The sequence below is a fragment of the Chitinophaga sp. genome (assembly GCF_017745275.1).
Classification (GTDB): Bacteria; Bacteroidota; Bacteroidia; order Chitinophagales; family Chitinophagaceae; genus Chitinophaga.
In genome coordinates, this window is sequence record NZ_JAGHZS010000003.1 from 443,449 (window position 1) to 467,448 (window position 24,000).

24 protein-coding genes are annotated in these 24,000 nt (G+C 43.9%); 8 read left to right on the forward strand and 16 right to left on the reverse strand.

Features of this window, described 5'->3' with window-relative positions:
• Positions 1 to 138: 138 nt before the first annotated feature.
• From cydB to J7623_RS11300, 3 genes are all read right to left on the reverse strand, one after another.
• On the reverse strand, positions 139 to 1,173 hold the full coding sequence (gene cydB, locus J7623_RS11290; RefSeq protein ID WP_291920246.1) for a cytochrome d ubiquinol oxidase subunit II: 1,035 nt from the start codon (positions 1,171 to 1,173) through the stop codon (positions 139 to 141).
• 6 nt (positions 1,174 to 1,179) lie between these two features.
• Entirely contained in the window at positions 1,180 to 2,568 is a 1,389-nt protein-coding gene (locus J7623_RS11295) for a cytochrome ubiquinol oxidase subunit I (RefSeq protein WP_291920248.1), read from the reverse strand.
• A gap of 216 nt (positions 2,569 to 2,784) precedes the next feature.
• Positions 2,785 to 3,795, reverse strand: a complete 1,011-nt coding sequence (locus J7623_RS11300; RefSeq protein ID WP_291920250.1) for an NAD(P)-dependent alcohol dehydrogenase — start codon at positions 3,793 to 3,795, stop codon at positions 2,785 to 2,787.
• 114 nt (positions 3,796 to 3,909) lie between these two features.
• Between J7623_RS11300 and J7623_RS11305 the strand changes: the two genes are divergently transcribed.
• Positions 3,910 to 4,284, forward strand: coding sequence for a helix-turn-helix domain-containing protein (locus J7623_RS11305; RefSeq protein ID WP_291920252.1), 375 nt, complete (start codon positions 3,910 to 3,912; stop codon positions 4,282 to 4,284).
• Between the two features lie 75 nt (positions 4,285 to 4,359).
• On the opposite strand, the gene J7623_RS11310 is transcribed toward J7623_RS11305, so the two are convergent.
• The 5 genes from J7623_RS11310 to J7623_RS11330 form a co-directional block, all read right to left on the reverse strand.
• Complete coding sequence (locus J7623_RS11310; RefSeq protein ID WP_291920255.1) at positions 4,360 to 5,601, reverse strand: M57 family metalloprotease; 1,242 nt, start codon at positions 5,599 to 5,601, stop codon at positions 4,360 to 4,362.
• A 313-nt stretch (positions 5,602 to 5,914) separates the two neighbouring features.
• Positions 5,915 to 9,301: an SbcC/MukB-like Walker B domain-containing protein gene (locus tag J7623_RS11315; protein ID WP_291920257.1), complete on the reverse strand. Its 3,387-nt coding sequence runs from the start codon at positions 9,299 to 9,301 to the stop codon at positions 5,915 to 5,917.
• Positions 9,282 to 9,872 carry a DUF4194 domain-containing protein gene (locus J7623_RS11320; RefSeq protein WP_291920258.1) on the reverse strand — a complete coding sequence of 197 codons (591 nt, stop codon included), beginning with the start codon at positions 9,870 to 9,872 and terminating at the stop codon, positions 9,282 to 9,284. Before J7623_RS11320 ends, J7623_RS11315 begins: the two co-directional genes overlap by 20 nt.
• Before the next feature lie 4 nt (positions 9,873 to 9,876).
• Positions 9,877 to 11,340 carry a DUF3375 domain-containing protein gene (locus J7623_RS11325; RefSeq protein ID WP_291920259.1) on the reverse strand — a complete coding sequence of 488 codons (1,464 nt, stop codon included), beginning with the start codon at positions 11,338 to 11,340 and terminating at the stop codon, positions 9,877 to 9,879.
• A gap of 170 nt (positions 11,341 to 11,510) precedes the next feature.
• Positions 11,511 to 12,419 carry a bestrophin family ion channel gene (locus J7623_RS11330; protein ID WP_291920261.1) on the reverse strand — a complete coding sequence of 303 codons (909 nt, stop codon included), beginning with the start codon at positions 12,417 to 12,419 and terminating at the stop codon, positions 11,511 to 11,513.
• Positions 12,420 to 12,657: 238 nt separating this feature from the next.
• On the opposite strand from J7623_RS11330, the gene J7623_RS11335 reads away from it, so the two are divergent.
• Complete coding sequence (locus J7623_RS11335; RefSeq protein ID WP_291920264.1) at positions 12,658 to 13,275, forward strand: redoxin domain-containing protein; 618 nt, start codon at positions 12,658 to 12,660, stop codon at positions 13,273 to 13,275.
• 3 nt (positions 13,276 to 13,278) lie between these two features.
• Here the strand turns inward: J7623_RS11335 and J7623_RS11340 are convergent, their stop codons facing one another.
• The 4 genes from J7623_RS11340 to J7623_RS11355 all read right to left on the reverse strand — a co-directional run bounded on the left by J7623_RS11340 (position 13,279) and on the right by J7623_RS11355 (position 15,772).
• Positions 13,279 to 13,524 (reverse strand): hypothetical protein, encoded by a 246-nt coding sequence (locus tag J7623_RS11340; protein WP_291920266.1) that lies wholly within the window; start codon positions 13,522 to 13,524, stop codon positions 13,279 to 13,281.
• 27 nt (positions 13,525 to 13,551) lie between these two features.
• On the reverse strand, positions 13,552 to 14,151 hold the full coding sequence (locus tag J7623_RS11345; RefSeq protein WP_291920268.1) for a methyltransferase domain-containing protein: 600 nt from the start codon (positions 14,149 to 14,151) through the stop codon (positions 13,552 to 13,554).
• 525 nt (positions 14,152 to 14,676) lie between these two features.
• Positions 14,677 to 15,102, reverse strand: a complete 426-nt coding sequence (locus tag J7623_RS11350; RefSeq protein ID WP_291920270.1) for an ester cyclase — start codon at positions 15,100 to 15,102, stop codon at positions 14,677 to 14,679.
• Between the two features lie 91 nt (positions 15,103 to 15,193).
• Positions 15,194 to 15,772 carry a Crp/Fnr family transcriptional regulator gene (locus J7623_RS11355; protein WP_291920272.1) on the reverse strand — a complete coding sequence of 193 codons (579 nt, stop codon included), beginning with the start codon at positions 15,770 to 15,772 and terminating at the stop codon, positions 15,194 to 15,196.
• Between the two features lie 273 nt (positions 15,773 to 16,045).
• Between J7623_RS11355 and J7623_RS11360 the strand changes: the two genes are divergently transcribed.
• Together J7623_RS11360 and tssD are read left to right on the forward strand one after the other, a co-directional pair.
• Positions 16,046 to 16,738: a helix-turn-helix transcriptional regulator gene (locus J7623_RS11360; RefSeq protein WP_291920274.1), complete on the forward strand. Its 693-nt coding sequence runs from the start codon at positions 16,046 to 16,048 to the stop codon at positions 16,736 to 16,738.
• A 180-nt stretch (positions 16,739 to 16,918) separates the two neighbouring features.
• Positions 16,919 to 17,308 (forward strand): type VI secretion system tube protein TssD, encoded by a 390-nt coding sequence (tssD, locus tag J7623_RS11365; RefSeq protein ID WP_291920276.1) that lies wholly within the window; start codon positions 16,919 to 16,921, stop codon positions 17,306 to 17,308.
• 85 nt (positions 17,309 to 17,393) lie between these two features.
• Here tssD and J7623_RS11370 read toward each other — a convergent pair whose 3' ends face one another.
• The gene (locus J7623_RS11370; protein WP_291920278.1) at positions 17,394 to 18,104 is read right to left on the reverse strand and encodes a hypothetical protein; all 711 of its coding nucleotides are present in this window, start codon (positions 18,102 to 18,104) and stop codon (positions 17,394 to 17,396) included.
• 82 nt (positions 18,105 to 18,186) lie between these two features.
• On the opposite strand from J7623_RS11370, the gene J7623_RS11375 reads away from it, so the two are divergent.
• Positions 18,187 to 18,738: a GNAT family N-acetyltransferase gene (locus J7623_RS11375; protein WP_291920280.1), complete on the forward strand. Its 552-nt coding sequence runs from the start codon at positions 18,187 to 18,189 to the stop codon at positions 18,736 to 18,738.
• A gap of 130 nt (positions 18,739 to 18,868) precedes the next feature.
• Here J7623_RS11375 and J7623_RS11380 read toward each other — a convergent pair whose 3' ends face one another.
• Positions 18,869 to 19,870 (reverse strand): carboxypeptidase-like regulatory domain-containing protein, encoded by a 1,002-nt coding sequence (locus J7623_RS11380; protein WP_291920282.1) that lies wholly within the window; start codon positions 19,868 to 19,870, stop codon positions 18,869 to 18,871.
• Between the two features lie 333 nt (positions 19,871 to 20,203).
• Here J7623_RS11380 and J7623_RS11385 point away from each other — a divergent pair, with 333 nt between their 5' ends.
• The 3 genes from J7623_RS11385 to J7623_RS11395 all read left to right on the forward strand — a co-directional run bounded on the left by J7623_RS11385 (position 20,204) and on the right by J7623_RS11395 (position 22,134).
• Positions 20,204 to 20,764, forward strand: coding sequence for a cupin domain-containing protein (locus J7623_RS11385; RefSeq protein WP_291920285.1), 561 nt, complete (start codon positions 20,204 to 20,206; stop codon positions 20,762 to 20,764).
• A 19-nt stretch (positions 20,765 to 20,783) separates the two neighbouring features.
• The gene (locus J7623_RS11390) at positions 20,784 to 21,530 is read left to right on the forward strand and encodes a hypothetical protein (protein WP_291920287.1); all 747 of its coding nucleotides are present in this window, start codon (positions 20,784 to 20,786) and stop codon (positions 21,528 to 21,530) included.
• Between the two features lie 61 nt (positions 21,531 to 21,591).
• Complete coding sequence (locus tag J7623_RS11395) at positions 21,592 to 22,134, forward strand: cupin domain-containing protein (RefSeq protein ID WP_291920289.1); 543 nt, start codon at positions 21,592 to 21,594, stop codon at positions 22,132 to 22,134.
• Here the strand turns inward: J7623_RS11395 and J7623_RS11400 are convergent, their stop codons facing one another.
• Positions 22,135 to 22,854, reverse strand: a complete 720-nt coding sequence (locus J7623_RS11400) for a LytTR family DNA-binding domain-containing protein (RefSeq protein WP_291920291.1) — start codon at positions 22,852 to 22,854, stop codon at positions 22,135 to 22,137. It abuts the gene before it with no gap.
• Entirely contained in the window at positions 22,826 to 23,917 is a 1,092-nt protein-coding gene (locus tag J7623_RS11405) for a histidine kinase (RefSeq protein ID WP_291920293.1), read from the reverse strand. Before J7623_RS11405 ends, J7623_RS11400 begins: the two co-directional genes overlap by 29 nt.
• Between the last annotated feature and the right edge of the window lie 83 nt (positions 23,918 to 24,000).

The window sequence follows — 24,000 nt, forward strand, 5'->3', positions numbered from 1 at the left end:
CGGGGACCTGTTTTTTATAGCAGAAAGCATAAAGCAGAAAGCAAAAAGCAAAAAGCTATTGAAGCGGATGACCAGAGCGGGTCTTTCCGCTTTTTTTATCCGCTTCAATAGCTTTTTGCTTTCTGCTTTCCGCTCCCCCTAATAACTCATTTCGTTTAATTTCACTTTACCCCTGAATGTCCAGAACAGGAATACCGTATATCCAATGACCATAGGGGTGCCAATAGCCGCAATCAACAGCATAATTTTTAATGACTTCACAGACGAAGCCGCTGCATAAATGCTGATGCTATAGGTTGGGTCTGTAGTAGAGATGACAATGTTGGGATATAATCCAACTGCAAACAGGATCAGTAAACAGGCTGTAATAATGCTGGAATAAAGAAAAGCGGTGTAGTATTTACGGGCATCTATATTCCTTTTGATGTTCAGGAGAATGAGTACCGCCAGCATAGGCAGTACAAATAACTCCGGATGTGTTTTAAACTGGTGCGTCATATGTGGTACATAAATCAGCGTAGCCATTGACGTTAGTATAAAGCACAGGATGAAGAATTTACTGCAGTTGTTTACAATGACTGTCAGCCTTGTATACAGCCGGTTTTCCGTTTTCATCACCAGGTAAATAGCCCCATGCAACATGAACAGTGATAAAGTGGTAAATGCAATCAGGATGGCGTAAGGGTTAAAGAAGGTAAGCAGGTTGCCGGTAAACTCGTGCTCTTTATTAATAGGAAGTCCATGTATCAGGTTACCTAATACCAATCCCAGCAACAGCGTAATACCAGTGCTGGATACGGTGTAACTGATATCCCACATTTTTCTCCACCAAAGCCAGGGTTCCTTACTCCTGAATTCTATGGAAATAGCCCGGAAAATCAGTGCTACCAGGAATAACATGAAAGGGATATAAAAGGTAGATAATACCACACCATATACCAGCGGGAAGCCTGCAAACAGCGCCCCTCCTGCAATTACCAGCCATACTTCATTTCCATCCCATACAGGTCCAATAGCATTCAGCACCAGGCGCCGGCTTTCTTCTTTCTTAAAAAATAAATGCAGGGCACCTGCTCCCAGGTCAAAACCATCAAGTACGCCATATCCTGTGATCAATCCTCCAATCACTAAAAACCACCAGGTAGGCAAATCCAGTCCAAGTATTGTTTCCATATATCGCTATGATTTAGGATGGTAAGTAAGGTTGTCGTGATAGTATCCGTCATATTCCGTTTCCGCGTGCTCTGAAATGTCAGGCCCATGCTGTATTTTCCGGGTCAGCAGGTACATGAACAGCGTGAATAATAAGAGATATACCAGCGTAAATAATATCAGGGAGAACATCACCTGGTCGCCCGTCACTTTTCGCGATAATGCATCTGAAGTACGCAGCAGCTTATACACTACCCAGGGTTGCCGCCCTACCTCTGCGGCGTACCAGCCCACCTGGTTAGCGATTTGAGGCAACACCACCGCCCAGGCGAAGATGATCATCAGCCAGCGTTGGTGAAACAATTTCTTTCTCCATAAAAGAAATACGGCTAATAAGGTCAACCCAATCAATATCATGCCAATGGAGATCATGATATGATACATCTGGAAAACAAAGTTGACGGCGCCGGGCCTGTCTTCTTTAGGTGTAGCCCGTAAGCCTTCTACAGGGGCTGAAAAGCTACCATGTGCCAGGAAAGAAAGTCCACCGGGAATTTTTATCCCTGTTGTCTTTTCATTTTTATTATCAACCCATCCAACCAGGTACATGGGTGCCACTGCGGAGCTGTCGTAGTGGCCTTCCATAGCCGCTAATTTAGCCGGCTGGTATTTGCTGACATAATGTGCAGAGCGGTGTCCGGTAAAGAGTTGCATTAAAGCGGCGATTACAGCCACACTCAGGCCTACTTTAAACATGGCCTGCGCATGCTTTACAAAGCGTTGTTTTAATATGTACCAGGCACCTACACTCATCACCAGGAAGGAGCCGGCGAGAAAGGAACCTATAATAACATGAGAGAAGCGATCAACAGAAGAGGGGTTTAACACCATTTCCCAGAAATCAGTTACTACCGCACGGGCATGTAAATCATGGCCCTCAATGCGGAACCCTGCCGGTGTTTGCTGCCAGGAGTTGGCAATAACAATCCATAGGGCAGAAAAAATGGAGCCCAATGCCACCATACAGGTAGAAAAAAAGTGAACGCCTTTGTTCACACGGTTCCAGCCAAATAGTAATACCCCAAGAAATGCAGACTCCATGGCAAAAGCGAAGATCCCTTCCGCCGCCAGGGCGCTGCCGAAAATATCTCCTACATAATGAGAATAGGTAGCCCAGTTGGTGCCAAACTCAAACTCCATAACAATACCCGTGGCTACACCAATCCCGAAGATTAATGCAAATATTTTGATCCAATACCTCGTGATATCCTTATATAGCGCGAGACCTGTTCTGAGGTACAGCCCTTCCATAATAACGAGACAGAGTCCAAGCCCTATACTCAGCGGAGGATAGATATAGTGAAAGGCAATGGTGAAGGCGAACTGTATCCTGGATAGAATTTCTACGGATGGCATAATCTAAAATTATTGATACAAAGGTAGCTGGTGAAGATATCCGCGAACCTGATGTTTGTCATGTATTAATAAAAATATAATGTTATCATCACCCAAACAAGGAAATTAACCTGTTTTATCCCTTTGTTTTCACTATCTTGAAACAATAATTTTAGTGTAATGGTTTACTTGATATAACGTCCTGCCGTAGCGCAGGACGTTTATATGTATAGTTGTTTAGTTCATTTCTACCACAATCTTTCCAAAGTAACCACTGCTACCCATATGGCGAAACGCCTCCTGTACCTTATCTACAGGGAATACGCTGTCGATAACCGGATGAATATTGTTTACTTCTATGGCGGTCACCAATTGCTGAAAGCTCTCCAGGCTACCCACGGAATATCCCTGTAAGCGGATATAATTGCCTACAATTGTAAACAGGTCCAGCGGTAACTGTGCGCCCGCAATGAATCCTACCAATCCCACAAAGCCGTTCATACCAACAGACTTTACAGAATTAACAATAGTGGCGGAACCGGCAATATCCAATGTAGCGTTTACGCCTGCGCCATTGGTGAGGCGTTTTACTTCTTCGTGCCAGTCGGGGTATTGCTTATAATCGATGACTTCATGCGCACCCAGGGCCTGTAGTTTTTTTAATTTTTCAGGGCTGCTGCTGGTGGCAATTACCTTTGCGCCAGCTGCCAGCGCCAATTGCAGGGCAAACAGAGATACGCCGCCAGTACCTTGCGTGAGCACAGTTTGCCCGGGTTGAATGCCCGCATAGCCCATGAGGCCGGTCCATGCAGTAACGCCGGCAACGGGTAACGTGGCCGCCTCTACGCTGCTGAGATTAGCAGGGGTACGTACTAATGCATATTCCGGAACAACTGCATATTCAGCCAGCATACCGGGCGTACTCACGCCTGTTCTTATATGATTCGTTTCAGGAGTGGCTTTCCCATTTTGCCAAAGTTGGTTATACTGCACCGTTACCCGGTCGCCTACTTTCCATTTGCTTACTTTATCGCCGATAGCCGCTACTACGCCGGCGCCATCAGAAGTAGGGATACGTGGTAAAGGCAGCGTTTTGCTATAAACGCCGGTAGCTAATGCTACATCGAGATAGTTGAGGCCAGCGGCCTCTATTTTAACCAACACTTCATGCGGTGCGGGAGTAGGTGTAGGGAGTTCTGTGATTTGTAAACTTTCCAGTCCGAAGGCTATTTGCTGTACTGCTTTCATAAGAATAATTTTTCTGACACAAAATTGCGCGCTAACTTCATATCAGACAAGTATGCACCAAATGGTAATGTAGTTACCATTTGGGTACTATAGCTGATAATCAATGCTAAAAAAATGAAGAAATCGGAAAAAAATAATGATCCGGAAACCATTTGTGCAGTAGATTATGCCTTTCAACGAATTGGTGGTAAGCACAAAGGGCGTGTTATTTATCACCTGGGAACTGGCTTAAAGCGATATGGAGAATTACGTAGGTTGATCACCGGTGTTACCGCAAAGATGCTGACGCAGGTATTAAGGGAATTGGAAGAAGATGACCTGGTGAGCCGTCACGTATACCTGGAGGTGCCGCCAAGGGTAGAATATCAATTAACAGATACCGGCAAAGAGTTATTGCCGTTCATTAAATTGCTGAGTAACTGGGGCCGCAGGCAGATGGGAATGAAGCCATTTTATGAATTGGAGGTGACGGAGCATATAGAAAATTAACTGTTAGGTATATCCTGCATAAAGTGATAGAGGCGAAGCTATTTAATAGCTCCGCCTCTATTGCATTATACCCGTTTATTTAGGGAATGCATAATAGGCAATACCATAGTAGGCGTAAGACGGCCATTGATTACGGAAGTTAGGATCGGTTGTAAATACTCGGTCCGTTGCCGCCAGATCATAATAGCAATAAATCGGAATAGTACCAGCTACCTGCGTATTGTATACATAGGCCACTGTTCCATCAAACTGCCAGCCACTATAACCTGCAGTGGCATTAATGTCAGTAGAAAGCAGGTGATCACCACTGGAACCGTTATAGAACTGGTATAAAGGCACAGTACCGGATACATTGGTTAAATAAACTCTATGCGAGGCACCGATATAGTTAAATCCAGGAAACAGGTTCTGAATATTGGTGTTGGCAGAAAGCGTATGATCTTTTTTTCCACCATTGTACCACTCATGGAATAATTGAGGAGTGGGCACTTGTCCCGGCGTGTACAAATAGCTTAAGGCAAAAATGTCATAAACTGTAAATGATCTGCTAATTCCATCGGGCATACAAGCCAGCATCCATGATTCTGATTCAACGCCGGTTAATGTATTGGGGATGTAGATAGCACCTACATTGTTAGGATCACTTTCTGCACCACCAAAGCCACAGCTGAAAGCTCTGTTCATGTAGTCAGTGTGTCGCATACCAATGCAATGTCCCAACTCATGCTGGATAACTGATGCGGCCCAGTATCCCGGAGTGTTTGACTGAAAGAAACGTGCGGTATTCACAGAAATACTTGAATAAGGATTTCCGTTAGCAGTTGGAAATCCAGATGAGGCGTTTACCGGGGTGTACGGGTCATAAAAACCAGATATTGTGATATCTGCATCGGTACTGTTGGTCACACGTGTAAATGTCAGCCCGCCCAGGCGTAAATCATTGTAACGCTGGATAGCATCATTAGTGGCATTTACATAATCAGTACCAAGTCCGCTTACGTAAACTTTAATAGTCCGCGGCAGGTTTGTTACCAATTGCGTAGTTCTGTATTGCTCTGTTTCTCCACGTTTCAAAGTGGTGAAGGTTGCTTTTTTTGCCAGACTTGAATCTGTTAAAAAAATATCTCCTTCCACTACATATCCGTCCTTGAATCGCACCACGCCATTAGTGCTAAACCCTTGGTTCTTAATCGCAGTAAGTACTTCCTGGGGTATTTCTTTGGTTTGATTTTGTTTAGGGGCATCGTTCTTCTTACAGGAATACATAAAAAGGGATGCACCGCCCATGATTCCCATCAATAGGAGTTTTGTCTTCATAGTAAAATAGAATATTTGGTTAAGGTTAAAAATGGATTTTAAATAAATAGATTAAGGATATCCGGTATTTTAATTAATGGCTAACAAAAAGTTTTAAATGATTAACAATAAATAGGATTACTACAACACAGGGCATCAAATAAATTGTGCACAAACAAGGTAATATTTCTTTTTATTTACCGGTAATATTTTTTTAAAAAAAAGGGGAGATTTTTATGAGATGAAGTATCAGAAGCAATTGTTTTTTTGATGAGGTTTGTTTACCATGTTAGTTAACCTATCTAGTTGCTTCTGATACTTCCTGAAATGTATATTACATCGTTGCCATTGCTTCAAATTCTTTCTTTCTATCTCTGTATTCTTCCATTGTGAAATTATACACTACGGAATCACGTTTGTTTTTATTTGCCACAAAGTGACATGCATGAATATACGGTTCTGCGATGTTCAATTTATCGAGCGGCGTTACTACCAGCAACTGTAAATTCAGCTGTCCGCAATACTCCATCAGGTAGTGGCTCTTTTCAGGGTCCAGTTTGCTGAAGGCCTCATCCACGGTGATAAAGCGCAGGCTGCGGTGTTGCCTGTTGGCTTCATTGATACCAAACTGGTAAGCAATGGCCGCACCGAGAATGGTGTAAGTGAATTGCGCTTTTTCACCACCGGAAAGACTGGCTGTATCTTCGTAATATTTGAAGGCTTTGTTATCTGAGATATAAAATTCTTTTGCACCGAAATCGAGCCAGTTACGTACATCAGTTACCTTGCGGCGCCATGCTTCGTTTTGCTGTAATTCATCGATGAGTACTTTAATATTTTCGAACAGCTGATCTCCGTAGGCTTCATCTTTTTCCATGTGGTATTTGTAGGAGTCAGGCACGGCACTGCTGAGCTTTTCTTTGAAGTTACGTATCTCTACATCCTTTACATGGCGGCATTCCAGCTGCAGGTAAGTATCCGGATTTTTATTGAAGGTAATATTACGCAGTGGTTCATTGAGATCATCCATTACTTCACGGATAAGATCTTCCTGTCCGTATATCCATGCCCGGTAGTTAGTGATGGCATTGAGCATGCTGGTGTCCATGTATTTGCGGAACCGTTCTTTGTGCTCAATGAGGCGTTGGAATTTAATGCGTTCATACAGGGAGGTAAATTCATCCAGGTATTTTACGTGTGGCTGCAGGTCGGTTACATCGCCGAGCCAGTCGGGATAAGCATCGTGAATGGCTTTGGGCGGCATTACGAAAGCAGATAGCTGACGGGTAATTTCCGCTTCTTTTTCGGCCGATTGACGCATGGCATCCTGCATGGTGGCCTTCATATTATCGTCGGCGCGTTTGCGGTAAGAAGCCAGTTCGGCGGCTGTTTCTGCTGGTTCAGTAAGCGAGAGGTCTGTCAGGTATTCCATCACGTATTGGAGGGAGATATCATCGAGTTTATTCACCTTCAACTGGTTGAAGTGCCGTAGTTTTTCAGCAGCTTTATCATCGAGGCGTCCTTTCTCCTGCAGGGTTCTCTCCTTCTCTTTTTCTTTGGCGTGCAGTTGTGCGGTGATGTCGTCGAGCTGATCACAGATTACCTGGTATTTATCGCTGGTTTGCAGCAGTTGTGATTTTTCGCGCGCAAAGGATTCGATCACGCCGGCATGGGATTGCCAGCTGATTTCACTATAGTTACGGAGCGACAGGAATGCATTTAGCAGCGTATTGATAGAGGCAACAGCTTTGCGGCTGTTTTCCAGTTGCTCAATGCTGTGTTGCAGCGTGGCGATATTGTTATTGCATTCGTCCTGTTCTTCTTTTAAGAGGCGAAGTTTGTTTTTATTATTCCATCCCAGTACATAATTGTTTTGCTGGGAGCGATTCGGGCGGTCATCTTTTTCGTGGCGTGTAGCCTGCCGCGTTAGTCCGTTGGAAGTAACGGCTTTACGGGAGCGGTTGAATACCGCCATGTCATCGGTACAGGTATAGTCGAACTGGTCGAGTAGCTGGTTTTGCAGCCATTCTTTGAATACGGTACCTGGCTTGATATCTATTTTCTGCAGCAGGCTTTCCTTTTCAGAAGGCATGCGCAGCATGGTATAGCTCTCGTCTTCTACTTTGTGGTATACGAGGCGGGTTTGCAGGTTGTTGGAGTTGATATACCGGTTGATATCCATGATATATTCTTCCGGTACCAGGAGGCGCAGGCCGAAGTTGTGCAGTACTTTTTCGATGGCATTTTCCCAATGCAGTTCTGATTCTTTTACTTTGATCAGTTCACCGGCAAAAGGCAGGTCATCTTCCTGTACCTCCAGCATATCTGCCAACTGTTGGCGGATGCGGATCAGTTCATACGGGATATTATTTTTCCGGTTCAGGAAGGAGTCAATTTCTTCTTCCAGGCGGGAGGCCTGTGCTCTTTCGGCACTGAGGCTGCCTTTGTGGTGAAAAATTTCTTCCTGTAAGGTTTCTAGTTGTTTATCGTGGCCAGCTTTCAGTTGTTCTGCGCCGGTAATATTTTCATGGAATTGTTGTTCGTCGGGGTTGGGAGCCAGTTCCAGCCGGTCGGCGAGCATGTTGTATTCTTCCATCTTATTACGTTTGGCTTCGAGGGCCTTTTGTTCGTAGTGGATGGATTTTTCTATAGAGCGGAGTTGCTCGTCTACGCTGTTATTGGCTTTCTGAGCAATCAGTTCATCTTTTCGCAGGTTCAGTGATTGCAGGTGTTCGTTGATGCTGGCGAGTGTGCTGGCGGTCACCTGTTGTTCTTTCTGCAATACTTCCAGGTCTCTTTCGAGGATATCTTTTTCCTGTTTGTTGAACCAGGCAGGGAGGATATCCTGTAGCATCTGCAGTTCGCGGTTGCGGTCCTGTAGTTCCTGCCAGGCGGTTTTATTTTCGATGATAGGGCCCAGCATTTTAAGCTGGGTTTCATCTTTCTGAATAGCGCGGTGACTGGTTAGCAGGCTGTCGTAGTTTTCGCGGAGTTTGATAAACTCTGCTTCGGCGTCTGTTTCTTCCAGCATCTGGCTACGGATGAAGGTATTGAGATCGCCGAGTACTTTGATACCAACGGTTTGGTTAAAGAGAGACAGGGCTTTTTCGCTTCTCAGTCCGAAGATGTTGCTAAACAGGGCTGCGTATTCTTTAAAGCTGTCGGTGATTTCTGTTTTCGGAAATTCGAGGCGCAATCTTTTTTTCCAGTCTCCTTTCACATCAAATTTACCTGCGCCGAAGTGGTCGTTGATATTGAGTTTATGGGGAGAAACGATGAATTGTCTTTTCAGTTCGCCGGAATGCCATCTTACCTGTGCAAGGGTAATCTGGTGCATGGTGGCGGCATTATAGAAGTAGGCCAGCAGTACGGAGTAAGGATTGTTTTCTTTGTGCCGGAGTTGTTCTGTTTTCGACTGAAGAGAATCTTCTGAGAACGTTTTTCCGTAGTACCCCCAGAAGTAAGATTCTTCGCCACGGTCTTTGCGTTGTTCTGTACCGGACGATTGGTTATAGAAGCGCTTGCCGGCTGGCACGAGTAGTGTCAGCAAGGCATCGATGAGGGTGGTTTTGCCGCTACCATTGGCACCTGTGAGCAGGGAGGTATTACCATTGGTATTGAGCCGGTATATTTTATTGTGAAAGGTACCCCAGTTGTATATTTCGAGATATTGCAGCCGGAATCCACTTTCTTTCGAATCGCTATTGAACAGGGTGGACATGCAGTTTTAGTTTTGATTTTATTTCTTCCAGTTTCTCATTATTCACCAGTGCTTTGATAATTCTTTTCACCTCGTATTGATGCAGTTCTTTATTAGCGGCATCTTCGCGGGTTACTTTCAGCACGCCTACATTTAGCAGGCTGTTGATAGGTTTATTGAGATCTTTCAGCAATTTGGATTTGTTGTGCCGCTCTTTGAAGAAGAGTGCGAGTCTTTCTTTGATTTCTTTCTGGGTCATAAAAAGACGGGTACCGTTACCCTGCAAATCGAATTCATCGAGGGCTTCCCGGAGCACAATACAAAGCAGGGTAGCTTCGTAGGTAAGCCGGGTTTTGCGCATGAGGCGGGGCAGCGGTTTCTCATTCGTTTCTTCTGCCTCTGGCTGTACGATACGTGCAAAGCCGTCGCCTTCATTGATCACGAGTTGGAGGCCTGTTTGCTGGAGGTATTTACTTAATTCTGTTTGCCATCCCAGCAGGTCTTTCCAGTATGATTTATCTTCTTCGTATACAGGTCCCTGCATGAGTTTTAGAAACACGTGTGCAAAGGGAGATATATTTTTCTCGGCCATGTTTTTAGTTTTGTGAATTTGTGAACAGCACCATGGGCATATTGATGGTGCGGCTACCTAACATTACCGGGTCTGGTGTTTCCAGGATAATGTGGTGTGCCGACTGGCTGGCGATGGAAAAATAGGTAATCAGTTCTGTGAGTCCTTTTTCGGCGCCATAGATGTCTATCAGTTCTTTCAGGCTAACCTGCTTTTTTTGCTGCAACTGTGTAGAGATGCGGTCTTCCAGCAGGGCGCGGTCTATATTAAAATGGTTAAATAATGCATTGAGGTCGTCGGGGTCAAAATCTGTGCCGCCTACGCCATCCGGGAATTCTACTTCCAGGTTAGGTTTCTTTTCTTCCGCCATTTCCCAGCGGTCGAGTAGATCTATTTCGGGATCGCTCTCAATATCAATAAAAAATTCTTCTCCGGGGGGATTATCGAGTGCCTGGAAAGCCAGTTGACGGATATCGTTGATGAGTTCCAGGGCTTTTCTACGGTCGGTGAGATTGTTTTCACTGAGTACGCGGCTGAGTTTATCGCTCAGTTTTTTATTGGCATCGATTACTTTTTTCCCGGAAGCATGGAGGAATTGTTTCAGCTTTTTAAGGAAGCGATCATTTTTATATTCGATGTTCCGGTCTTCCAGCAGGGTGTAGAGCTTTTCTATCAGCTCGCGCATTTCTTCCTGCTTGTTTTCATCCATGAGGAATTGCCAGAAGGAATAGAAGCTTTTACCCTGATCTTTTTGGCGCAGGGCTTCGAAGGAATCGAGGGTATAAGCCAGCAGTGAGCCTTTGGCAACGTCTCTTTCGCTTTGCTTGCGGTATATTTCCTGTGTGATTTGTTCGAAGTTTTGTTCTACTTCTTTGAAATCGCTGAGGAGTTCGCGAGACATGCGGTTTACGTCGTAAAATCTTTCTTTTATCTGCGTGTCATCAAACACCTGTACTTTGCCGGTGATGGTAATGGCTTTTATTTCCTGTTCTATTTCGTATTTCTTTTTCTCCAGTTCCTGTATACGTTGCTCAGGATCTTTGTTACTCTGATCAATCAATTCTTTCAGCTTGGAGAAAATATCCTTGAAGCGGCTTTCCGTGCCTACAAATTCCCGCTTTTGCAGGGTGGATACCCAATGCATTACTTTTTCCATGTCGCTGCTCAGTTCATGGATATCCTGGCCGTCGTCATCGGGGTATTTGCGGAGGAAGCCTTTATTGCTCCATTGTTCAATATACTTCCTGGCTTTTTCATCGTCATTTTCCAGCAGGCTGCCAGCGTCTATTTCATCATCAGTGGCCCGGTAGCCGGTTACGCCGAGATAATCGGACAAACGCGTTACCAGTTCCACATTGGAAATGGTGGTATGGTTTTTTTCCTTGAATGTGTAATGAAAAAATGACAGCATCATTGGCGCGCTACGTGCCCGAAGTATCTTGAGTGTTACTGACTGGGCATATAGATTACATAATTGGTCATACGTCATAAACGTAAAAATAAGGAATTACAGCGGATTTTGTCTGGGTACAGGAGTAGACTGATTAAACTGATTTTATTGATTTTTTTTTAGAATTTAAAAGAGACAAGGTTGATTCATCATTTATCATCAAAAATATAATCAGTCTTATCCTGTACCCAGGCAAAAAGTTGCAGGCTTTACATGATATAAAGCCCGTCCAGCCGTGGTAGTACCGGTGTAGGTACAGGTTCATCGCCTAAGAGCTCTATAAGATTGATTTCTATAGTGCGGGAAATATTATCGAGGGGAATGGCCAGGGGCTGTAGTTCAAAAGGATTCATGAGGGTGGTTCCATTCAGGTGGGTGATATGGAATACAAATCCAAACATCCATCCGAAGGGAATGGCCCATACGCCAATGGATTCGGTCATCATCAGGGTATTCATGATCACATAAAACCAGATGAACACCTGTGTGAAGTATAAGTAGCTGGGAGGGAATACGGTATTTTTTATTCTTTCTGATTGCCCCATGGAATCGCAATGCCGGATGAGGAGCTGGTTGAGCTCAATGAATTTGAATCCGTCTATTACGCCGGTGTCCCGCAGGTGTTGGAGGTCGCGGGTTTGCATGTTGAGGAGCGCGTTGGGAATATTGCTTTGTTTTTGTACCTCCGTAATTTCTTCCTGGGTAAGGTAGCGGGTGTAGTAATCATCCGGACGCTTGCGGAGGTTAGCTTTCAGGGCACAAATGAATGCCAGGTGCCGGTAAATAAGATGACGTACAATGGCCTGCGTAACAGGATCGCCGGGAGCGGCGGCATAGTAGAGCAGACCTCTGCCCCAGGAGCGGGAATCGTTTACCAGTGCCCCCCATATTTTGCGGGCCTCCCACCAACGGTCGTAGGCCTGGTTGTTATTAAAACCCACGAAGAAGGCGATGGCAGTACCCAATACTGCAGATACGGCAACAGGTATAGATACATGTGATGCCAGCCAGTATTTATCTAAAAAATATACAATGGTACAACATGCCAGCAGCATAAGATCTACTTTCCACGTGTAGGAGAAGATCTGGCTAAACGAAAGACGATGTTTCAGCAGCATATATCCGGATATTTTAGGGCGTACTTTTTTTCGGGTAATGGTCCTGTTTTTGAAATTAAATAAAAAAAGTGGGAATATTATCTCCCTAAAAATCAATTATTTATATTTTAATTACCTAATAGTCTATAGGAATAGTAGGGTAATTGAAATATTCTCCCTATATTTGTTTCACAATAGTAAAAACACCAACACCAAACCTATAACCGGCCATTTTATCAGCCATTAAAAAAGCTTTATTATGTCTACACTATACAGATATGCAGATTACCTGCCAGCCCCGGTTCCGGAAAATTTCCCCAGCCCAATCAAAGTACGGGAGAAAATTAATCCTTTAAATAAGGGCCAGTATTTCCCTGAGTTTTTGTTGGAAGAATCCCGCATTATCAACAAAGGTCCTTTACTGGCGGATGCTGACCAGTTGATATCATTGCATCAGTTGACAGCGCAGCCCTTGGTAGTGGTATTTTATTCCTGGCATTGGAATGGTTATGGCGACCGCTTAATAGCGCAACTGCAGGAAAGTTATGCTGCCATTGAAGCGGCTGGCGCACGTTTGCTGGTAGTGTCCAGTGAAGACAAAAAGCTTTTTACCACCGTGAATCCCGGTAATATTCCGTTTGATGTAGTGCATGACGCACAACACCGTATTGCCAGGAAAGCTGGTATATACAGAGAATCAGACCCTATCTGGGGCCGTGTATCTGGTGTAAATGCAGATGTACCTGTGCCTGGCGTATATTTGGTGACGCCTTCACTGGAAATCAGTTATGCATTTGTGGATCTGTATTTACAGGAATCATTTTCACCGGAAACGCTGATAGCTGCCATTGATAAAAAGCTGGCCATCAGTGCCTGAAAATCAGGCTGGTTCCATCATGGTGCGTTTACGGATGCACATTAGCGTATAGCGGTAATTGCTCCATTGTAAACTGTTGCACTCCAGTGGTGATAAATTTTCTATTTTTTCCTGAAGGGAAGTGAGGAGATCTTTAGGTAGAGATGCGTGTTCTTTTTCAACAGCTGCAAGTATTTCGTCTGCCTGCATGTAATCCTTCGCCGCGCTGAGTTGTGCGATTATCAGTAATGCCTGTTCGTCTGTTGTCATGGTATTAATTTTTCGATAGCAAGAAGCCTATCTTCTGATCCACATTTTGAGCATTAAATCCATAGAAGTATCCACCAGCTGATAACAGGGCGGTACCTCATCTTCAAGACTGTGAAAGGTTACCAGTCTTGTGCCGCTGGCACACTTCTCCAATTGCTTGAATAAGTAGCGGCTGTAATAATTATATAAACTTGTTGATTGTTCTACGGTATTATCTATCTGGTCCTGGTCTACCAGGTTTTCAAAGAAAGAATTGTAGAAGTAAAAACCATCGTAAGCGGATAAGTCTAACTCCGTAAAGTTGCCATGGATAAAGTGAGTATTGCGTAACTGCATTACCTCCCTGGCTTCCATCGCCTGCTGATACAATGATTCTCTTTGTTCTACCCCAAAAAAAGTAGATTCCGGGTAAAACCTGGCGCCTACGAGGCAAAATTTCCCTACTCCACTTCCAATATCCAGTATTTTTTTACCGGGCTCATTAGCCAGAAAACGGGCTGCTGTTTTAGCTATGCTAATCGGCGTCCAGTGGCGTCTTGATAGTTGCTGTATCTTCTCAGGATACAACCAGTCAAAAGCGGCATCGTTTACGTAGTTCCCGGGCTTAAGTAATGTCGAAGTTTGCATGAAGGCGCAAAGGTACGATTTTTTTAGCAGTTAGCCAGTAGCAAACCGGCTTGTTTTATTCATCAAAAATGATACGGTGGATGTATTGTTTTTTTTGTCTATTTAATAATTGTATCATAAACAAGGCATACAGCGGCGATATTACATATTAAAAATAATGTATATTTATTGTATGAGCTTTCGCATACCGGAAGACGTATAAGCTAACCGGAACTCCTTCGCTTCAGCCAGTGAAATATTTTTATCAACATCCGCATCCAGGTAAGTCATGATTTTTTATGCGGCAACTGTTGTAAGAAAACGTCTATATTTTCTTCCCGGGAGAGAAACTTACTTTTCATAGCAACGCGTTTTGTATACTAACGGGAACGATACTACGTGATTTGTGTGATTATCAAAATATAATCAACCCTACTACAACGTCGTTCAATAAAAATTACATTTTTGTTAAATAAGCCGCGTTACTGACAATAATTTGTAAGAACACGCCCCGCTTTGTATAGAGGGGCGTGGTATTCGAAGCAGTTATCTCGCACATACATGCGTTTTGCCTTGCAGGGCTTGTTCCAGTGCGGCGCCATCTATCAATGCCCAGTGTTCAATGATCCGGTCGTCCTGGAACCGGAAGGTGCGGTAGCCATTAACGGTAACAGTTTTCCCGGTGGGAAGTATACCCCGCCACATACCAATATGTTTCATGCGCATGGAGATTTTAATGATGCATTGCTGATCTTCCGCTACCTGGCTTTCTATTACGGTTTCAGGTATAAAGGAGCTATGCGTTAATGCAACCCACTGTTGCAGGCCATGGGCATTTGCCGGAAGAGAAGGCGGCAAACCATGATCGATAAAATCAGGGTGCAGGAATTCATGCAGCCGGGAGGTGTCGCCCTCGTTCCAGATGATGCGGATGTAGTTGTTGATAAGGCTTTTTTGTTGCTGTATAGTCATAACCGTTAGTTTTACTATACAAAGGTAGATAGCAGGAAATGGCCCCTTTGTGTCAAACGTCACAATCCTTCTCATTACCCCGTAATACCTCCTATTGTATCCGGCGGCGGATGCGGCTGAGGGTTTCCCTGGAGATACCCAGGTAGGAGCTAAGGTGTGTAATAGATACACGTTGTACCAGTTCAGGATGATGGGTGAGAATAGACTGGTATCTTTCTTCCGGGGTATTTTTTTTCAGCCAACTGGTATGTTTTTCCTGTGCAATTACCAGGTGTTCCAGCCACTGGCGGCCAAAAGCCACAATTTCGGGCGATAGTTCGTAGAGGCGTGACAGTTCCTCTTTATGCCATCTCCATAAAACAGCTGCTTCCATTGCCTGGATGTTATAATCGGAGGAAACGTTGTTCCGTAGGCTGTTTAGGTTGGTGAAGAAAGTATTTTCGAAGTAAAAACTGGTATTGGTTTCTTTAGGCGGATTATTGTAGAAAGCACGGCAGGCACCAGTTTCAATAAACCAGATAGCGTGGCAGCGTTGTCCTTCAGATAGCAGATAGTCACCTTTTTTTACTATTTGGTGTTGGGCGCTATTTAAAAACAAAGACATCGCTTCATTGCTCATAGATGCAATATGGTAAAGGGTTTCGGGTAAATGTGCGGGGATGGATTTCATGCAGCGAAGCAGTGTTTGTTTTTGTAAAAATACTCACAATTAGGTATTTGCTGGCCTTGAACTTTAATATACCTTTGTCCTAACGAATTGATCTCACTTAACCTTATTATAAAATCATCCACCTGAGTAAATCGGGCAAGCTTTTTTTCTATCCCCAAAAAAGGGTCTCTTTTTCATGAGGGACCCTTTCTTATTTTTACTACATTTGTTGCAGGAGCACAGTAATCAACCAACATCTTAGAGAAATTCCTATACACGATTTATATCAGGTACATGATGGAGCATGCTGCAATTAAAAATGTTGAATCCGGGCTGGACGATAAGCTGACGGCTTTGAAAGCTATCGATACAGAGCTTCCGGTAGTAGTAATAGTGATGAATGTGTTGAAGAATTATGTGGAGTATATGTCCCCCAGGGGCTGCAGGGAATTAGGTGTTACGCTGGAGGAACTGCGGGAAATGGGCCCTCAATACTTTGATAACTTCTTTAATCCGCATGATGTGGCCGACTATGTGCCAAAGATTGTGGCGATGTTGGACGCACCGGCAGCGGCTAATATGACGGTTACCTTTTTTCAGCAGGTAAGAAGGGCTAATTCGCGCGATTGGGCCTGGCACCTGGGTTCTACCCGGGTATTCTGGCGGGATGCCCAGGGGATGCCTACACATGTCATTACCTGCGCTACCCCCGTTGATCCATTGCATCACGTAACCAGTAAGGTAAACCGCCTGTTGGAAGAGAATAATTTTCTGCGTCGTAACCAGCATGTTTTTGCATCGCTTACGCGGCGGGAAAAGGAGATCCTGCGTTTGCTGGCATTGGGTTTCAGCGCTGCGGAAATTGCAGATAGTACCGGCATCTCTGAAAAAACGGCGGTTACGCACCGACGCAATATTAAAGCAAAAATCGGGGCGCAGTCCAGCTATGATCTGACCAGCTTTGCCCAGGCATTTGACCTTATATAGTCGTTTAATGTTATATCACAGCGGTGCTGAAAACCACACTGGTCAGGCGTTGCGTAAGTATGCGAAAAAATAACCCTTCATTTTTCCGGATGTAAACAGAAATGTGTATTTTCATTCTGTATACCATATTTTTTTGCCTGCCTGTTGCGCCTTGCAACGGGCTTGTTAACCAAATTAATTATGTCTTTTAAAGCCGTTCTCAACATTGATGGGGAAGAAATGAACGTCCTGGAATGCAGGTTTTCATTTTCCCAGAACACAGACCATAATGGAAAACCTGCCGCCCGCCCTAAAGGAGGCTCCATTGATTTGCTGATAGAGTCTGCCGGAGAAACCAGTTTATTTGACTGGATGATCTCCAATACCCAAACAAAAAATGGCAGCATTACTTTTTTCCGGCGCGATTCTATGTCCCGGCTGAAAGAGCTGAAATTTACAGATGCCTATTGTGTGGCGTATTCAGAACTGTTTAATGCCAACAATGAGCAACCCCTGCAAATTCAGTTAACACTGTCATCCAGGGAAGTGAAGCTGAACAACTCTACTTATCAAAACCCCTGGCCGGTTTAGTCTTCATAAGATATAAAAAAATAACCTGCATAGATCGCCGTAAGGGCGCACTATGCAGGTTATGCTGTCTTAGTGCAGATATCGCTTAACGGGATACCGGCTGCCCGTTTTCGTCGAGCGTTTCTACTACCGTTTTGTTATCCTTATCTATGTAGAGTTTTATTCTTACTTTTCCTTTCCCGTCACGGATAAATAAACCAACATCCCCTTTACTTGTTTTACCTACAAATAAGCGTTCTGTACCCAACATACCGGCGTCTGCCAACCGTTGCCCCTCTTTTTCATAGATGGCATCATTTTTAAGCGCCGCAAGGGAATCAAAGAATTTTGTCTGATCTGCCAACGTGAAGTTGTCTGGTCGATCCCATAATTTCAACCCGTAAGAACGTCTCTTGTTATCACCGCCGATATCCTGAGAATATTGCAGTTGCATGATCTGGTCATTTCTGTATTGATCTACAGAGTATACCATGCCCGCAGAAGATTTGTCCGCTTCATATACGAGGCCGCCACATTCATCTCCGGCACCATTGAAAAAGATAATGCCCTGGGATCTTTCACGTTTGCCAAGCTCCTTTCCCTCTGACATACCAGGGTGTTGCCGTTCTTTATTAGAAATGACCATTTTCAGTGTACCATCTTTTTCTACTACATTAATACGCTCTACATCAATTTCCTGGAACTTTTGACGGGTGATATCCGACCTGAAAGACATGAACAGAAATAAGGCGAAAATAACGGTTAACGTAAGGGCATAGATTTTCAGGATTCTTACTTCTTTTAATAATTTTTCCATAAGCAAACAATTTAAATTTTGTGGTGCAAATATAGTTGTCGCCGGTCTTTTTTTATCTTCCTAAAATCTGTATTTTTAGTATATGCTGACATTTGATTTTAACCCGTACACTGAATTAACTACCTCCCGGTTTTTGTTAAGACCGCCACTATTATCTGATGCCCCGGAAATAGCACGTTTACGCTCTGATCCGCGTGTTAATCAATACCTGGATCGCCCCGCCACTACTACTGTTGAAGCGGCCCAGGCATTCCTGCAAAAAATTCTGGATAATCTACGTTCCGGTAAGTCCTTGTATTGGGTGATCACGGAAAGCAACAGTGATAAAATATTCGGCACTATTTGTTTATGGAACCTGCTACCTGAGCTGGAGGAAGCAGAGATAGGGTATGAACTGCAATCGGAATTTTTTGGAAAAGGCATCATGCAGGAAGTCTTGCCCGCAGTGATCCGTTTTGGATTTGAAGTGATACAATTGAGTCGTATCATTGCATTGCCTCTTGAAAGTAATGAACGCTCCGTTAAATTATTGGAGCGTCACCATTTTATGGTGGATGAAGCACTGCGTCAGCGGCTGGAAGCAGCAGGTGAGCCAATGACGGGATTTTCGTGTTATTTACTAACCCGTTCCTAATAAATAACGGCAGTTGCGGTGATGCAAGCTGCCGTTTTTAGCTGTGTTTAGTTGTAGGTTGTATGTCGGTTATTAGCTAAGCAATACCGGCTTTCCCGTTTGTAATAAGCCGGCAATAGCTTTCCCATTATTACGGTAGTTCAAATTTAATTTCCACATTTCGCCAGTTACCGGTATGCGCCAGTACAGTGGATTGTTGTGAATGAAACAGTGGTGTAAACAAAACTGTTGCATTGCCGGCGACTTCCCTGGGCTGAAGCCCCAGGAATGGAAACAGGTTAGCCTGTGGTCCAATGGCCTTCAATCGCAACTGCCGTCCATCTTTCAGCCTGGCAGTCATCTTATAACGGCCAACAGGAATATTGTTCACTGAAAAACTGGTATTACCTACTTTTTTGTTGATGGAAAATGTTTTGGCTTCTCCGTACAACATCATTCCATCAGGAACAAGAGTAACGGCAATTTCTGCGTTTTGTGGCAATTCTCCGGGGCTATGAAGAATATCAGTAGGATCAAATATGGCATAGCTGAGTGATAGAGAACCACCGAAATAGTTGGCTTCATCTCTCGGCATCTGCTGGGCTTGTTGAGCGCTGGCAACACCATAGGATAACAACACAAAGTTTTCCACCGCACCATTCTGATAGGCAAAATCATCTGCTTTACCGTCAGCGGCGTATAGCCCTACTGCCGTCATGGTATTACTGTAGTTAATAGTAAATCCTGCGGCATAGAAATGAATAGCGCCGGATGGCAATGCAATTTCATAGTAACCTTTTTCATCAGTTTCTGCGGAAGCACCTGAGTAGAATCCTCCGTCAATGGTAGCCCTAATGCCAATATAAGCCCCTTTAAGCGGCTTTCCACTCAGGTCTGCTACAAAGCCCCGCAACTTCTTTGGTTGAACTTTTATAGTGGGAAAAACCGGCATTCCGGGTATAGTGTTGCCCATCACATTTACGTGGTCATCGGTAGCAGAAAGATTAAAGGTAGCTGTTCCATTTACAACCGGTAGTGCAGGCTGCGGCCCCCAGGTGATAGGGCCATCACCACCCGGGTCACCGGGATCTCTCGCCGGTTTAGAACAGGATGTCAGCGTTAATATCGCTAAACATAAAAAAGCTGTTTTCATTTTCAGGTTGTTTTAGTATCAGCACAAAGAGAGTTTGTCCTGTTTTTTGGGGATGAACAAATTGATGATACAATGTTCCGAAATAACACCCAAACTTGCTATAGGACACAGTCCTGTGCGGATATACGTCCCCGTTTAGTAGACGAACTACACATTTATTAGCCTATTCTGCAGGTATTGTATTATCAATGCTGTTAGCCCACGATTTTGGTCCACCCGGAATCATTAGTACTCCTTGTATCCCTGTTGCTTGTACCACATTTTTTTATAGTGCAATATTGCTGTCCATTACATCGGGCACTAAAAAAATCGTATTAAAATTCCCTCTGGAAAATGAATGAAGTTTTTATCTCTGATAATTATCAGATTACTAATAAAGCAACAGGGCAGATGGTGAAATTTTTACCGGCAGGCTCAGATACAAAAGGCTTGCTGGAGATGGAAACACGGTATATGCCGTTTTCTGAAGAACCCCCTGTTCACTATCATCCATACCAGGACGAACACTTCCAGGTGCTGGCTGGAGAATTGACGATTCGACTGAACGGAGAAGTAAAAATCTACCGGGAAGGTGCTACAATACATATTAAGAGGGGAGAGAAACATAGCATATGGAATTCCGGATTTAAGGAAACAATAGTGAGCTGGAAGGTAACACCCTCCATGAATACGGAGAATTTTCTGCGTACCATCACCTGGCTGGCTAATGTTGGCGCCACCAATAAAAGCGGGGTGCCGAAACTGCCTAATGCTATTTTTTTATTGATGAAATACCAGGATGTATTCAGGTTGGAACGCCCCCCATTTTTGCTGATCCGTTTGCTGTATGTCCTCTTCCTGCCACATTTTTTTCTATTTGACTATCATCGAAAATTTAATAACCCCACATTTTAAAAAGTAAGCACAAGTAAACATGAAAACAATTTTAACGATTTGCGGATTATCCCTTTTCTGTTCGTTGGCAACTGTTGCACAACTTAGAACGTCAACTGGTAAACCAGTGCCAAAGAAGGCAATGAAAGCGACGGCAAAACCTGCTGCTGCGCCAAAGAAGAAAACAGCTACTACTACCACCACCGCTACACCGGTAGTGGAAAAAAAGGAAACAGCCAGTGCCGCACCGGCTACTACCACCACCACGACTACTACCTCCGCAGCGGAAAGTAAACCGTCGCCTGCACCCGTAAAGGCTGTAAAGCCAGTGAACACCAAAGCATTGTATTCCACGGCCGTGGGCCTCAAAGCCATGTGGGGGTTCGCAGTAACCGGAAAACATTTTTTCAAAGATCATCATGCTGGAGAAGCTATTTTAAAATTCAGAGGTTATCATGCCATCGGTAATGATATCAACCTTACACTCCTGTACGAGTACCACGGGGATATCCCGGTAGAAGGCCTGCGTTGGTACGCAGGTGGAGGACCTATGGTGGGACGTTTTAAAATAAAAAATCGCTACGTTGATGAATGGGACGGCTATTATGGAAAGGCTTCCACTACTTATTTCGGTGTGTCTGCTGTGGCAGGTGCGGAGTACAAATTTAAAGGAATACCCCTGGCGGTTAGCGCCGACTGGCAACCAGCATTCCAGTTTACCAGCGGTTATTATGATAATGGCTTCACCGCAGAATACGGTGGAGTTGGCGTGAAGTATACCTTTTGACAGATGATACACCGGCGCTCTTTTGGGCGCCGGAATTTTTTAATTGTTTGATACCAATGTTATGAAAGAAACTATTACCAACCCGCTCATCAAAGACCAGGTAACATTTATCCAAACCAGCCGTCAATCAAATGGCCGTATTACGGAAATAGAAGTGGTACTTAGCCCCGGCGGTGGTACCCCGCTGCACTTTCATAAAGATTTCACGGAAAAGTTTGTGGTGCTGGATGGTGTACTGAGTATTCAACTGGGACGAAAACAAATGAAACATCTGACAGGTGGAATGAGCTACACCGTACAGAAAAAAGAAGTACATCGTTTTTTTAATGCCAGCGATCAAAATGTAACCTTTAAAGCCATTATTGAACCAGGATCTGTTGGTTTTGAGAATTCGCTGCGCATTCTCTATGGCCTTGCGGGTGATGGACTTACCAATGAAAAAGGTATACCCAATAATCTGATCAGTATGGCTGTTATTGCTGACATGAGTGGAATGTACCTTCCCGGCATCTTTAAATTGCTGACGCCATTGTTTAATATTCTCTCCGGTATTGGCTGCAGAAAAGGTGTGGACAAAGCACTGCTCGGAAAATATTGTGTTTGATCAGTTACTCTTTAACCGCTTGTGACATTCTGTTTTGTAATTTCTGCCAATAGGAAGCTCAATGCCTAACACTTCCACAGAATAGGCATGGTAGCTTTCTATTTTGTGTGTAGCTACTATAAAGGACCGGTGTATGCGCATGAATTTCTCTTCCGGTAATAATTCTTCCAGTAAACTGATTTTTTGTTTAGAGATTAATACCTTGTCTTTAAGCACTACTTTGATGTAATCCTTCAGACTTTCTATCCAGTAGATGTCGTTTACATTTACTTTCACCATCTTTCTTTCTACTCTCAGGTATAGAAATACATCACTGGCCTGTTCGGCGGGGCGCTCTGCAATACTGATTTTCTGACTACTGACTTTATATAACGCAAACACCTTATCGATGGCCTTGAGGAAGCGATCGAAAGGAATTGGCTTCAACAGGTAATCTACGGCGTTGAGGTCAAACCCTTCCAGTGCATAGTCCTGGTAAGCGGTAGTGAAAATAATTTTAGGCGGATTTTTCAGGCTCCGGATAAAGTCGGTGCCCAGCAATCCAGGCATTTTGATGTCCAGGAAAATAAGGTCAATTTTATGCTGCTGCAGTACCTGGAAAGCCTGGATAGCGTTATTGCATTTGGATACCAGGTCTATTTCCGGGAAGTTTTCTACATACTTTTCAATGATCTCAATCGCATGTGGTTCGTCATCCACGATCAAGGTTTTTATTTTCATGGGGTACCAGGTTTTGTTTTAGGTCTATATCAAGAATTACGACAAACATATCTTCCGTATTAAATACCTGCAACTGATGTGCAGATGGGAAAAGCAGTTCCAGTCGCTTTTTTACATTATTCAATCCGATTTGCCCGGCTGACTTTTTAAGTTTGCCTGTTTCTTCGGGAGGCTTACTATTGGATATTTTAAACTTCAGTTTATTCTTTTTAAGGAAAAGGTCTATGTTAATCCACACTTCATCAATAGCTTCACTGGTGCCGTGTTTAAACGCGTTTTCTATCAGGGGCAGCATTAGCAAAGGTGGAATTCTTTGCATGTTAACATCGCCGGCAATGCTGAAATTGAGGTCCAGCCGGTCTTCATAACGCAGTCTTTCCAGTGCCACATAGTGTTGCATGATTTCAATATCGCGCCTCAGTAAAACGTTATCGGTACTACATTCATAGAGCATATATCGGAGTATGTCTGACAGCCCTAATACAATAGCAGGCGATTGGGGCGATTGCTGTAACGTAAGCGCATATAGGTTGTTGAGGGTATTGAACAGGAAATGCGGATGTATCTGGCTTTTCAGCGCACTGAGCTCTGCCTGTACCGTTAGTTGCCGCTTTTCAATCCACATCTTTATAAACTTGAGGGATATTGCCACAAGGAATACAAAGTTACTTTGCTCCAGGGCGTTAACGATATAGATAGGATTGGTGAATTGTTGCCAGAAAGTACCGTTTAATTTCTTCCATTTAAAGGCCGGGTTTTCCTTTATAAGGATGTGATAGAGATAAGGGTCGGCAAAGCATATTTCAATGATTCGGTATGCCGCGGCAAAGAATAGGGTACAGCCGAGTACCGACAGCAGCAATTTTATGTATTTTCCCCGGTAAAGAAACCGGGGGAGTATCCCATAGGCTACGGTGTAGAAATACCCGATATGTACCGGTATTAGCATCATGATAATGTTAAAGCCGATGCCATAGTCAGGTAAGCCCGTACCATAGAAGATGGTAAGAACAGTAACTACAAGCAGCCAGAAGGCTATATGTATTAAAACTCTTTTATTCATGTGTGCGACAGACTACTGTTACAAAGATAAGTCCTTCGGAGGCTCGTATAAGTTACTGAAGATATACCGTATGGTTTTATCGA